The organism is Halovalidus salilacus (assembly GCF_031852275.1).
GTDB lineage: Archaea > Halobacteriota > Halobacteria > Halobacteriales > Natrialbaceae > Halovalidus > Halovalidus salilacus.
The window spans coordinates 3,121,235-3,133,232 of sequence record NZ_CP134700.1 but is presented as its reverse complement, the minus strand read 5'-3'; the positions used below and the strand labels follow the sequence as shown (position 1 = coordinate 3,133,232).

11 protein-coding genes are annotated in these 11,998 nt (G+C 67.7%); 4 read left to right on the top strand and 7 right to left on the bottom strand.

Translation table 11 applies throughout. From position 1 onward, the window contains the following. Nucleotides 1-112: 112 nt before the first annotated feature. The 6 genes from RJT68_RS15455 to RJT68_RS15430 are packed head-to-tail and all read right to left on the bottom strand — an operon-like array spanning nt 113 to nt 6,533. A complete protein-coding gene (locus RJT68_RS15455; RefSeq protein WP_407037432.1) occupies nt 113-799 on the bottom strand; it encodes a nucleotidyltransferase family protein in 687 nt (228 codons plus the stop codon). Then, the gene (locus RJT68_RS15450; RefSeq protein ID WP_407037431.1) at nt 796-2,019 is read right to left on the bottom strand and encodes a molybdopterin molybdotransferase MoeA; all 1,224 of its coding nucleotides are present in this window, start codon (nt 2,017-2,019) and stop codon (nt 796-798) included. Before RJT68_RS15450 ends, RJT68_RS15455 begins: the two co-directional genes overlap by 4 nt. A gap of 50 nt (nt 2,020-2,069) precedes the next feature. Further along, nucleotides 2,070-3,266, bottom strand: a complete 1,197-nt coding sequence (locus tag RJT68_RS15445) for an XdhC family protein (RefSeq protein WP_407037430.1) — start codon at nt 3,264-3,266, stop codon at nt 2,070-2,072. Next, entirely contained in the window at nt 3,263-4,111 is an 849-nt protein-coding gene (locus tag RJT68_RS15440) for a Rossmann-like domain-containing protein (RefSeq protein ID WP_407037429.1), read from the bottom strand. Before RJT68_RS15440 ends, RJT68_RS15445 begins: the two co-directional genes overlap by 4 nt. Continuing rightward, entirely contained in the window at nt 4,108-5,511 is a 1,404-nt protein-coding gene (locus RJT68_RS15435) for a VWA domain-containing protein (protein ID WP_407037428.1), read from the bottom strand. Before RJT68_RS15435 ends, RJT68_RS15440 begins: the two co-directional genes overlap by 4 nt. Next, nucleotides 5,508-6,533: an AAA family ATPase gene (locus RJT68_RS15430; protein WP_407037427.1), complete on the bottom strand. Its 1,026-nt coding sequence runs from the start codon at nt 6,531-6,533 to the stop codon at nt 5,508-5,510. Before RJT68_RS15430 ends, RJT68_RS15435 begins: the two co-directional genes overlap by 4 nt. Nucleotides 6,534-6,729: 196 nt before the next feature. Between RJT68_RS15430 and RJT68_RS15425 the strand changes: the two genes are divergently transcribed. The 4 genes from RJT68_RS15425 to RJT68_RS15410 are packed head-to-tail and all read left to right on the top strand — an operon-like array spanning nt 6,730 to nt 11,120. Continuing rightward, nucleotides 6,730-7,338, top strand: coding sequence for a CoxG family protein (locus RJT68_RS15425; RefSeq protein WP_407037426.1), 609 nt, complete (start codon nt 6,730-6,732; stop codon nt 7,336-7,338). A 17-nt stretch (nt 7,339-7,355) separates the two neighbouring features. Continuing rightward, nucleotides 7,356-7,862, top strand: a complete 507-nt coding sequence (locus tag RJT68_RS15420; RefSeq protein ID WP_407037425.1) for a (2Fe-2S)-binding protein — start codon at nt 7,356-7,358, stop codon at nt 7,860-7,862. A 1-nt stretch (nt 7,863) separates the two neighbouring features. Next, nucleotides 7,864-10,239, top strand: a complete 2,376-nt coding sequence (locus RJT68_RS15415) for a xanthine dehydrogenase family protein molybdopterin-binding subunit (RefSeq protein WP_407037424.1) — start codon at nt 7,864-7,866, stop codon at nt 10,237-10,239. Continuing rightward, entirely contained in the window at nt 10,239-11,120 is an 882-nt protein-coding gene (locus tag RJT68_RS15410; RefSeq protein WP_407037423.1) for an FAD binding domain-containing protein, read from the top strand. Before RJT68_RS15415 ends, RJT68_RS15410 begins: the two co-directional genes overlap by 1 nt. A 124-nt stretch (nt 11,121-11,244) precedes the next feature. Here RJT68_RS15410 and RJT68_RS15405 read toward each other — a convergent pair whose 3' ends face one another. Continuing rightward, nucleotides 11,245-11,994 (bottom strand): pirin family protein, encoded by a 750-nt coding sequence (locus tag RJT68_RS15405; protein ID WP_407037422.1) that lies wholly within the window; start codon nt 11,992-11,994, stop codon nt 11,245-11,247. Nucleotides 11,995-11,998: the final 4 nt, after the last annotated feature.

Here is an 11,998-nt window from a genome sequence, read left to right as displayed (position 1 = left end):
CGAACTGGATCCAATAGATTCTCTTCCTCGAGAACGTCGTGCAGACAACCAGTGTCGGCAGACGATCGGAGCTATCGACGCGTCGAAACCGAGCGACTCGCCTTCGACGCCGTTACCCGAGCGACAGGTCGCCGGCCACGTCGACGTCCCGGCGCACTCCCTGATCGTCGACGGCGACGAGCACACTCTCCTCGTCCTCGAGGAGGATCCGCCGGCCGCCGACGTCCCCGTCGATCGCCGCGAGTCGATCGAAGAACCGCCGATCGAAGAGGACGGGATTCCCCCGCTCGCCGTCGAACGCGGGGGCGAGCGCCGCGCCGACGCCGGCGTCGTAGGCCGCGACGAGTCGATCGACCGTCTCCGCGGAGACGAACGGCATGTCCCCGAGCGAGATTATTCCGGCGTCGCACGCCGCCGTCGTCGCCCGCACCGCGTCGATACCGGCCCGGACCGAGGTCGCCTGCCCCTCGGCGTAGGCCTCGTTTTCGACGAACTCGACCGACAGCCCCTCGAGCGCCTCTCTGACCCCGTCGGCGTCGTATCCGAGGACGACGATCACCGGGTCGGTCAGGGCCGCGACCAACGTCCGAGCGGCGCGGCGAACCACCGGTTCCCCCTCGAGTCGTGCGAGGAGTTTATTCTCGTCTCCGAATCGGCTACTCGTACCCGCGGCGAGCAACACGCCGGCGACGCGGGTATCGATCCGATCGGGATTCGGGTCCGGCGCGGCGACGATCGGGAGTGCGGCCGAATCGCCGTTTCCCTCTCCGTCCGTACCGACGCCGTCTGGATCCGTCATCCTTCCACTACCCGGTACGGAACGACCGCTACGGTCTCTCCGGCGGAGACGTCGCGTTCGGTGAGGACGAACCCGTCGGCGCGCGTGGCGCGCGTGCTCGAGGAGAGGACGCTCGAATCGTACGTCGCCTCGTACACCGCGAGCGGGGAGTCCGCGTGACCCAGCGGCATCGCCCCGCCGTCATCGAGCGTCACCGGAATCGCGTAGGTGAACCCGGCGGCGCCGATCCCGACTTCGACCGCGAGTGTCGCCGAAACCGTCGGGAGAGAGGCGTCGCCGGTAAAGAACGGCCGAGCGACGAGGGTGGTGACGGCGTGCGCGCCGACCGGTTTTCCGGGGATGGCGAACACGACGGCGTCGTGCTCGTCGAGTCGGGCGACGGCGATCGGCTTCCCCGGCCGGAGGGCAACCCGGTGGAACAGCACCTCACCGAGGTCCTGTAGGGCCCGGACGACGTGATCCTTCTTCCCAACGCTCGTTCCGCCGGTCGTTACCACGACGCCGTACTCGGCGGCGAGCGCGACGATCTCGTCCGCCACGCGGTCGTACTCGTCCGGGACCGTCCCCTCGTGGGTAACGTCGTGTCCCCAGCTTCGGACGAGGCCGGCGAGCATCGGCGAGTCCAGATCACGCCGGCGCCCCTCGTGGAGTTCCGTCCCGGTCGCGAGGGTCGCGACGTCGAACGGGCGGCGGACGGCCACCTCGTCAATCCCCAGGTCGCCAAGCAGCAGCGCGTCCTTGGGACTTAGCCGCTCCCCGGCCTCGAAGAGCCGCTCTCCCTCCGCGACGTTCGAGCCGCGCTCGTAGACGTACGTTCCGGGTTCGAGGTCGGGGCCGGACAGTCGGCCGTCCTCTACGGTCGCGTCCTCGCGTTTCAGTACGGCGTTGGCCGAGTCGGGCAGGGGAGCGCCCGTCGCGATGCGCACGGCCTGGCCACTCTCGAGGTCCTCCGGCGCGTCCTCGGGGAAGACATCGTCGACGACGCGGAGCGGGTACTCCTCGCTCGCGTCGAAGGCGAATCCGTCCATCGTCGCGTAGCTGTGCGGCGGGATCGACGCCGGCGCGTCGATCGGTTCGGCGAGCGTTCGCCCGTGAAGACGGTCGATCGGTACTCGCTCAGTCTCCGTCTTCTTCAACCGTTCCTCGCGGAGTTCCCGAACGATCGTCGCCGCCGCTTCCCAGCCGAAGAATTCGCCGTCCGTCGAACTGCTATCTGTCATGGATATCGGAGAATCGGTGTCGTACTCGGTAGTTCTGTTGCCGCGTCCGCTCATCGGCCGTCGCGAGTGACGGTCGCCTCCGAATCGACGTCCACCCGTTCGTGGATGTGGCCTTCCCGTTCGCGGAGGTGACGCGGCGTGCGGTCGTTGGCCACCGCGAGGACCTCGGCGACGATACTGTGTGCGATGCCGTACGGCGAACCGTCGCCGAGATCCAGCCCGATCGGCGTGTACACTGACTCGAGTTCCGCTCGATCGAGGGTTCTCCCGTCTGCTTCGAAGGCCTCGAGCATCTGCTCGAACCGCTCGTGGGGGCCCATGAGCCCGATGTAGGGGACCTCCGCGTCGAGCAGCGCCTCGACGGTCAGCCGATCGTCGAGGAAGTTGTGCGTCATCACGACCGCGTGCGTCCGCGGCCCGAGATCGAGGTCGTCCGCCACCCGGGCCGGCGACGTCGTCAGCGTCCGGTCGGCGTGGGGGAACCGCTCCTCGAGGTCGACGGCGCCGCGGAAGCCGACCACGCACACCCTGAATCCGGTTTTCGACCCGAACTCCGTCACGGGTGCGACGTCGTTGCCCGTCCCGAAGATCACGAGTTCGTCCGGCGCAGCGAGCACGTCGACGAAGATCGTCAGCGTCGCACCGTCGCGTTCGATTTCGAGGGTGCCGGCGGTACCGCGCGAGGCGAGGTCTCCCGTGGCGTCGGCAATCTCCGCCGCGGGCCAGTTCGACGCGGGTTCGCCCGCCGGCGTCGACAGCCGATCCTCGTCGGGGTGGTAGTACGCCCGATCGCCCCTGGAGAGCGCGCGATCGCCGCCGTCACCGTCACCGGCACTCTCGAGGGCGGTGCAGACGGCCACGTCGCGACCGTCGGCGAACGCGTCGACCGCGGGGCGATAGGCCTCGGTGAGCGGTTCGAGCAGGACGTCGATGATCCCGTTACAGCCGATTCCGAGCCCCCACGCGTCGTCGTCGCCCTCCATCAGATCGTAGGTGACCAGTTCGGGGCGGCCGCGCTCCCTGACGGACGCGGCGGCGGTCGCGAGGTCGTCCTCGAGGCAACCCGGCGTGATGCTCCCTATACCGCTTCCGTCGGCCGCAAGCAGGCTCTTCCCGCCCGGTCTTCGGTAAGCGTTTCCCTCGACGTCCACGATCGTCGCGAGCACATCGTCGCTCCCGTCGTCGAGGCGGCGTTCGATCCGCTGTACGAGTTCGATCTCCGGTACGCTCCACGTGTCCGTTGTCATTGGTAACTCCGTGTGTGGTTCGTCACGTCGCGGTCGGTGGCGATCCCCGCAGGTCGGCCCGTCGTAACGTATCCCTTTCGAACGCCCGCATCGTGCAGTCCCGACCCGCAGGCACCGCTCCTCACCGCCGCTCGAGCGGCGTCGACGTCCGCCACCGACGCGCCGGCGACGACGTCGATCCCCGCTTCGAAGGCGGGCTCCGCGAGGAACGATGCGGTCGACCCGATGAGCACCGTCGTCGCGGACTCCTCGATCGCGTCCAGGTACTGCTCGATCCCTCCGTACGCGAGGGTCGAACCGGTGACGAAAACGACCTCCGCCCCGGACAGCGCGGTCACCGCGGCGTCCGGCCCGTACATCGAAACGCGAACGTCCGGCGGAAGTTCCTCCGGTTCGGGCGGGGGCGGATTGGCCCGTCGCTCGATCACCCGAACCTCGACGTCGGAGAACCGCCCGAACGCCGGCCGAAAGAGACCGACGGTCGCGACGGTCGAGACGTCCTCCTCGAGCAGCGCCATGGGGTCGCCGGGTATCCAACCCACGTACGGCGCGGAGAGGGCGTTGAGCCCCGCGATACTGATCGCCCGCCGGACGGCCCCGGAGAGCCCCTTGACTGGTTGCAGGGCGGCCGCTACCAGCCCGTCCACGTCGGTCGGGAGCCGCGGAACGGGATGTGGCGGCCGGTAGGCGAGTCCGGCTCTGGTCCGCCGGTCGCCGGCCCACTCGAGCTCGACCATCACGGCCGCGTCGCCGACCGTGATCCGGTCGATCCGCGCGTCGATCCCGTCGCCGTCGCTTCGCGACCGGAGTTCGTCGACGACGGCCTCGAGGATGCGCCGGTTCATCGTGATCCCACCCCCGTCGGGTCGGTCGAACGCCGTCGCGGGTCGTACTCGTAGCCGATTGGACCGGAGAACCCCCGACGCTCGAGTTGCCGCGCCGCCTCGGCGAGGTCGTCGGCGCTCGCGAACCCGAACAGTCCGTCGACGTACGGGAGGCACGCGGCCATCCCCCGCGATCGGGGCTCGTACCGCGGCGAACTCGCGAGCGGATTGAGCCAGACGACGCCGCCCGCTCGCCCGGCGAGCCACGCGATCCCTCCCTCGAGCGCCTCGGGGTCCCCGACGTCGAGCCCGTCGCTGACGACGATAACCGCGGTCCGCCGATCGACGGCGTCCGGGTGGCGATCCCGGAGGCGCTCGAGCGCGGCTCCGATCTTCGTTCCGCCGCCCCAGTCGATTCGGGCTTCGCGCAGGGCCGCCGCGGGGTCGCCGTCGGCCCGTTCGAACGGCGTCGTCACCTCGACGAATCCGTCGTCGAACGCGAAGGCGCGACAGGTCCGTGCGGTCGTCTGGAGCCGCTCTGCGAACCCGAGGAGGAGGCCGCGATCGATCGTGTCGAGGACCGATCCGCTGACGTCGAGCAGCAGACAACACCGAACCCCGTCGGTGACCGGCGCTCGCGTCGGGAGCGTCAGGGGCGTTCCGCCGGTGGCGAGGCTGGCTCGGAGCGCTCGCCGCGCGTCGACGGCGTCTCCGCCGCCGGGTCGGTAGCGACGGCCGGGCAGCGTCGCGATCGCGTCGACGAAGCGATCGATCGCTCGCAGGTCCGCGCGATCCAGTTCGACCGGCGCCTCTCCGACGTGCTCGCCCGCGCCGGTCGGGCTGTAATGTCGCGCTGCCCCCTCCTCGAGGTCGGTCGATCGCTCGTCGGCTAGCAACTGGCGGCTGGTCCGGAGTCGGACGTCGGGCTCGTCACCGTCGGTGTCGGAGTCGTCGGACGACTCCCCTTCGCTCTCGGGGAGGTCGGTCTCCGGCAGTACCGGCCGATCGGTCGTCGGCGTCCTGACGTCGGCCTCGAGCCCTGCGGGCTCCTCAGACTCGACGACGACCGCTTTGATGCCGTCCCGAAGGCGCCGCCAGAACGTCGGGAAGTGCTCCGAAAACGCGTCGTCGTCCCGGTGCTCGGTCAGCAGCGTCGCGCGGAGGGCGTCGGCGACTCGCTCCCGATCGGCTAGCCCGACGAGCCCCAGTGCCTTCGCGGCGTCGAGGCTCGCGGTCGCGGAGACCGTCGCGCCAGCGCGGCGCAGGCGGCGCTCGAACCCGATCAACTCGGCGATGACGTGCCGGCGCGCGGCGACGAAGTCGGGCGCTGCACCCTCCCCCGACCGACCGCCGATCCCGTCGATCCCGGTCTCCGCGGGCGAATCGAACGGGTTCGCGGATCGTTCGTCGTCTCCGTTCATCGTTCCGTGTCCGCGTTTGCGGTTCGTCCGTCCGGAATCGCCTCGACGCGCCGCGTCGCTTCGTTGGCGGCCTCGGAGAGCCGCTCGAGGAGGTCGATATTGACGCGGTTGACGTCTTCGGCTTCCTTGAGGAGGCAGCCGATCGTGGATTCGATCACGGTTGGAGTTACCTCGGCGATGGTCCCGTCGGCGCGCAGCGCCGCGACGGCGCGGGCCCAGTCGAGCGTCTCGGCGACTCCCGGCTGCTTGAGGAACGGCTCACCGCGGAGGCGTTCGGCGACGGCGCAGACTTCGGCGGCGACCGCAGCGTCGAGTTCCGGCACCTTCCGTCGGACGATCTCGTACTCCGTTTCGAACGCTGGCGGCTCGACGTGGAGGTAAAGACAGCGCCGCTTTAACGCGTCGCTCAACCCTCGCGTTCGATTCGACGTGAGGACGACCACGGGGGGATGCCGGGCCGAAACCGTCCCGAGTTCGGGGATCGACACCTGGAAGTCCGAGAGAATCTCGAGAAGGAACGCCTCGAATTCGGCGTCGGCCCGGTCGACCTCGTCCACGAGCAGCACGGGCGGCCGGTCACCGTCGTACGTGAGCGCGCGCAGGAGCGGGCGCTCGAGGAGGAACGCCTCGTCGAAGACCGACCGTTTCGACGCCTCGGTATCGACCGAATCGCCCGGTTCTTCGACGGTCCCCTCCGCGGACTGAACGGCCAGTAACTGTTTCGTGTAGTTCCACTCGTAGAGGGCGTTCTCGGCCGTCAATCCCTCGTAACACTGCAGCCGGATCAACTCGGTGTCGAACCCTTCCGCGAGCACCTTTCCGAGCTCCGTCTTTCCGCTCCCCGGGGGCCCTTCGACGAGCAGCGGTCGCTCGAGGCGAAGCGCGAGGAACGTGGTCGTCACGAGCTGGTCGTTCGCGACGAAGTCGGTCTCGTCGAACCGGTTCCGGAGGTCGGCCTCCGTCACCGATCCGAATACCGTCCTGGAACTCGTCTCCTCGCGTCGAGGGGATTTTCCGGTCATCGGCGGTGGTACGCGGCGACGCTCGTGACCGCGAACGCTCCGTCCCGCGCTCGTTTCTTGCCGATTGATACCATGCCTACCAGTTTGCGACCGCCGTTATTGTATGTTGTGCAAAAATATCTCTCACGATGGTCCTCAGTACGATAGATTATATGTATGTTCGACTCATAACTGATGTCATGGTGTCTGGTAGCAAATGAGGTTTAACGGTGAATTCGAGATCGAGGGCGTGACGACGGAGGAAGTCTGGCTGGCCCTCTCCGATCCGTGCATGATCAAGGAGGCGCTTCCGGGCTGTGCCTTCCTCGTGGAGGCCGGAGAGGACCCGGACTTCGACGCGCTCAGGGAGGAGGCGGAAGCCGCCGAAGACCCGCCGATCCTGCCGGAGGCCACGCCCGAGGAGGTCGCCGAACGCGCATTCGAACGGGGGAAGACGTACGCGGCGCTCATGGAGGTCGGCGTCGGGAACGTGAAGCCGAGCTTCGAAACCCTCGCCACCATCACGGAGCGAGAGTTCCCCCGAATGGCCGTGGAGGTAGAAGGCTCCGCCGCGAACAGCTCGTTCGAGATGTCCGCCTGGATGAAACTCGCCGAATCCGACGACGACGTCACCGTCACGTGGGAAGCCGAAGCCGACATCTTCGGCCGAATCGCACAGATCGGGGCGCGGGTCGTCAACCCCGTCGCGAACAGGATCGTCAATCAGTTTTTCGACGAGGTTGCGACCCGACTCCGCGAAGCCGGAGACGCCGACGAATCGACCGACCCGGAGAGCCTCCGACAACGCGTTCGAAGCCTGTTTTAACAGCAACGGATCCGACAATGACAGACACGACACGCGAAATAACGCTGACGGTGAACGGCACGGAAGAGACGCTCGAGGTGGAACCGCGCACGTTACTCGTACACGCGTTGCGAGACCACCTCGACTACACGGGGTCGAAAGTCGGCTGCGAGAGCAGCCTCTGTGGCGCCTGCACCGTCCACGTGGACGGGATGGCGGTGAAATCCTGTACGATGCTCGCGGTCCGGGCCGACGGGGCCGACGTCACGACTGTGGAGGGACTCGCCGACGGCGACGAACTCCACCCCCTCCAGCGGGCGTTTCGGGAGGAACACGGGCTGCAGTGCGGTTACTGTACGCCCGGAATGATGTTGACGGCGCTCTCGCTGCTCGAGGAGAACCCGGATCCCACCAGAACCGAGATTCGAAACGCGCTGAAGGGCAACGTCTGTCGCTGCACCGGGTACCACAACATCGTCGACGCGATTCAGCGGGCGGGAGAACTAATGACGACCGGCGAGACCGAAGCCAGCGGGGCCGATTGAGATGAGCGAACACGAATCCGTACCAGACGGCGTCTTCGGATCCTCGGTCGAGCGTCGCGAGGACCGGTCGATCCTGACGGGGATCGCCGAGTACACGGACGAAAAACTGCCCGACGCGGCCCACGTCGCGATCCTCCGCAGCCAGTACGCCCACGCGACCCTCGAGTCGGTGGACGTGAGCGCGGCCGAGGAGCGTGACGACATCATCGCGGCCTTTACCGGGTCGGACATCGAGGAGAGCGGAATCCCGAACGACATCCCCACGGCGTGGTCGCTTCCCGGACTGGTGACACCGCAGTACCGGATCATGGCCACGGACAAGGTCCGCCACACCGGCGACGCGATCGCCGCGGTCGTCGCCGAGGATCGGTACGCGGCTCACAGTGCCCTCGAGGACATTAAGGTGAGCTACGAGCGGCTCGATTCGGTGACAAGGCCGGACGAGGCGTTCGAGTCCGACGTCACCGTCCACGAGGAGGCGCCGGACAACGTGGCCTTCGACTTCGAGATCGGCGACGCCGACGCCGTCGACGAGGCGTTCTCGGCCGCCGACAACGTGGCGAGGGTCGAACTCGAACAGCCACGGATCATCCCGAACGCCGTCGAGCCGCGGGCTGCCGCGGCCGACTACGACCCCGACACCGACGAACTGACGGTGTGGATGACCTCGCAGAACCCGCACCTCCACCGGATGCTGATGGCGACGGCGACGCTCGGCCACCCCGAGCACAAGCTCCGGATCGTCGCGCCGGAGGTCGGCGGCGGGTTCGGCAGCAAGATCTACCACTACCCCGACGAGGCGATCACGGCGTGGTGCGCCAAACACCTCGGTCGGCCGGTGAAGTGGGTGGCGACCCGCCGCGAAGGGTACGTCACCGACTGTCACGGCCGAGACCACGTCACGGAAGCCGAACTCGCGCTCGACGATGACGGAACGATCCACGGACTGCGGGTCAAGACGCACGCTGGGCTCGGGGCCCACCTCTCGCAGTTCGCGACGGCCACCCCGTCGTACCTCTACGCGACCATCCTCTCGAGCGAGTACGACATTCCCGCGATCCACTGTCGCGTCATCGGCGCGTTCACGAACACGACCCCCGTCGACGCCTACCGCGGCGCCGGACGGGCCGAGGGCATCTACGTAACCGAGCGGATCGTCGACGTCGCCGCGAAGGAACTCGACCTGGATCCCGCCGAGATTCGCCGGAAGAACCTCATCCCGCCGGAGGAGTTTCCGTTCGAGACCAGCGTGGCGATGGTCTACGACAGCGGCGAGTACGAAACCGCGATGGACCGCGCGCTCAACCTCATCGATTACGACGAGCTTCGTGAGCGCCAGCGCGAGCTTCGAGACGAGGGGCGGTACCTCGGTATCGGGATCGCGAACTTCGTCGAATCGGCCGGCCTCTCGCCGTCGAAGGCCGCCGGCGAACTCGGCGCGGCGGCCGGTGGCTGGGAGGCGGGCGTCGTTCGGTTCCACCCGTCGGGGACGGTGACCGTCGCAGTCGGTACCGCCGATCAGGGGCAGGGCCACCGGACGACGTTTGCCCAGGTCGCCGCCGAGGAACTCGGCGTTCCCCTCGAAGACGTAGAGGTCGTCGAGGGCGACACTGGCGAAGTCCCGCAAGGGATGGGCACCTACGGCAGCCGGAGCGGCCCCGTAGGCGGCGGAGCCATCGCGACGAGCGCCCGGAAGGTCGTCGAGAAGGCCGAGAAAATCGCCGCGCACTCGCTCGAGGCGAGCGTCGAGGATATCGAGTTCGAGGACGGCGAGTTCAGCGTGGTCGGCGCCCCCGATCGGTCGATCACCATCCAGGAGGTCGCGCTTGCGGCGTACCTGGGCCATGACATCCCCCAGGACACCGAACCCGGGCTCGAGGCGACCTCATACTACGACCCGGAGAACTTCACGTTCCCGTTCGGGACGCACGTCGCGGTCGTCGAGATCGAACCGGAGACCGGCGAAGTCGACCTCCAGCGGTACGTCGCGGTCGACGATTGCGGCGAGCAGATCAACCCCATGATCGTCGAGGGGCAGATCCACGGCGGGATCGCCCAGGGCGTCGGGGCGGCGCTCTACGAGGGGGCGGTCTACGACGACACCGGCACGCTCGTGACCGGTTCGATGAACGAGTACGCGCTCCCGCGGGCCCACTTCCTTCCGGACTACGAGACCGACAGCACCGTGACGCCCAGCCCGCACAACCCCATCGGCGTCAAGGGTGTTGGCGAGTCCGCGACCATCGCGGCCGCGCCGGCCGTCGTCAACGCGGTCGTGGACGCCCTCGAGCCGTTCGGCATCGACCACCTCGACATGCCCCTCTCGAACGAGCGGGTGTGGCGTGCGATCGACGCGGCGACGGAGGGGGATTCCTGATGTACCCCGACGCGTTCGAGTACCACGCCCCCGAGACCGTCGACGAGGCGATCGAAACGCTCGAGGCTCACGGCGACCGGGAGGTCGTGCCGATCGCTGGCGGCCACAGCCTCCTCCCGACGATGAAGTCGGGGCTGGCGTCGCCGGACGTCGTCGTCGACCTCTCGAACGTCGACGAACTGCACGACATCAGCCGGGACGACGACGTGACCCGAATCGGCGCGATGACCGAGTACGCCGTCATCGCCGACGACGAGCGGTTCCAAGAAGACAATCCGGTCGTCGCCGAAGCCGCCGCGGTGATCGGCGACCTTCAGGTACGAAACGTCGGGACGATCGGCGGAAACCTCGCCCACTCGGATCCCGCGGCGGACCTCCCCGCGGCGGTTCTCGCCGCGGACGCGACGGTTCACGCTCGCGGCCCCGACGGCGAGCGGACGATTTCCGCCGACGACTTCTTCGTCGCGATGTTCACCTCGGCGCTCGAGGAGGGCGAACTGCTCACGACGGTCGAGATTCCCCACCTCGGTCACGACGACGTCGGCGTCTACCTGAAGAAGGCCAGCGACTCTTCGGGGTACGCGCTCGTCGGCGTCGCCGCGGTCCTCGAAACGGACGGCGACGCGATCGCCGGCGCTCGCGTGGCCGCCAACGGTGCGTTCGGCCACGCGATGCGCCTCACGTCCGTCGAGGAGCACCTCGACGGAGAGTCGCTCGACGAGGAGGAGCTGGCCGCCGAGGCCGCGGCACTCGCAACTGACGGAGTCGAGCCGTACCAGCTCATGGATGATGAGCAGGCCTCTGCGGAGTTCAGAGCGCACCTGCTCGAGGTCTACGTCGAACGAGCGCTCGAGGAAGCAATCGACCGCGTGTCCGGCTGAGACGATGCAATCGATCGACGAGATCGCCAGGATCCTTGTCCGATTCGGCTGTCAATCGGTTTTACTCCCCGACTCGGACAGCAACAGAAACGAGCATTCGTCGAGCGTAGCATCCTGTCCTCACTCAGAGGACGAACGGTCCGCGCTGCGTGATCGGCTCGCCGTGTGGCCGCCCGGACACGGCCACGGCACGAAGCGAACCACTACTCGCTACCGTCAGCGATTCGCGCTCGATCACGATCGTCACGTCGCCCTGGTCGATAGCGGTCTCCTCGATCGAACCGGAACCATCGAGGACGTACAGGAACCCCGTCCATCCGGCAGGAATGTCCCACGTCCACGAATCGGTGACGTGCACGTCGAGGTACTTCAGGCGCGTGCACAGGTCGATCGGTGACTTCTCGCCGACGACCGTGGTCACGCGCGCTCCGTTCGTCTCCGCTTCCGGGAGGTCCGCCGCGTCGGCGTCGACGAACCGTGGATCTGCGTCCTTGCGTTCTCGCGGCAGATTAACCCAAAGCTGGAGTCCGGTACACGCCTTCCCGTCCGCGGAGAACTCCGAGTGCTGGATTCCACTGCCGGTCGTGATCCCTATCGCGTCCCCCTCGTACGCGGTACGCTCGACGCCGAGTGAATCCTCGTGCTCCATTCCGCCCTCGATCATATACGAGACGATCTCGAATCCCCGGTGTTCGTGCATCGGAAATCCCGTCTCCGGATCGATGGAGAACTGCTCGAAGAGCACGAATGGATCGAGGTGAGCGGGATACGCGTTCGTCGGGAACGCTCGAGTGGCCGTGATTCCCATGCCGTGGTGAACCGGTTCGCCCGTTACGGAAACGAGTCCGTCGCTCGAGGGTGTATCGGTCGACACGTCT